Annotated in this window: 1 pseudogene; it reads left to right on the forward strand. The window is 58.9% G+C overall.

Annotation, left to right across the window (positions count from 1 at the left end):
• Positions 1-317, forward strand: a pseudogene (locus tag EOA29_RS39675) (DUF3800 domain-containing protein); the annotation flags it as partial.
• Positions 318-501 lie beyond the last annotated feature (184 nt).

A 501-nucleotide genomic window follows, 5' to 3' on the forward strand; every position in this document is an offset into this window, starting at 1 on the left:
TGCGCATCCTGAAGACGCAGGGCATGCCGTTCGACGGCGCCAACTCGGCCGGCTACGGGTCGTTGACCGCAGAAGAGTTCAAGGACATCGTGCGCGGTGAGCCCCGCGGCAGGACCAAAGCCACACCGATGCTGCAGATCGCCGATCTCTACCTCTATCCGATGGCCAAGGGCGGATATGACCCGTCCTACCGGCCCTATAGGGCCCTGATGGGTCACAAGCGTCTCATCGACGCGCACCTGCCGCCCGAGGAGCTGGCGTCCCGTGGCATCAAATACAGCTGCTTTGACAGGATAAAAAACAAAGACCCGGACTAGCCGGGCCTTCGTTTTGAAAAGTTCGGCTGGCGCCTGGCGCCAACCCCGGAGCGATGCTCACGACGGAACTATGGGTGTCGACAACCCGATTGTCAATACCCCGGGTGAACCTTGGGTCAGGGGGACCTATCTTATCGCTTGCATATAGCACGGTTCATCTGATCGACACTTCATATTATCAAGT

The organism is Mesorhizobium sp. M1E.F.Ca.ET.063.01.1.1 (assembly GCF_003998155.1).
Lineage (GTDB): Bacteria > Pseudomonadota > Alphaproteobacteria > Rhizobiales > Rhizobiaceae > Mesorhizobium.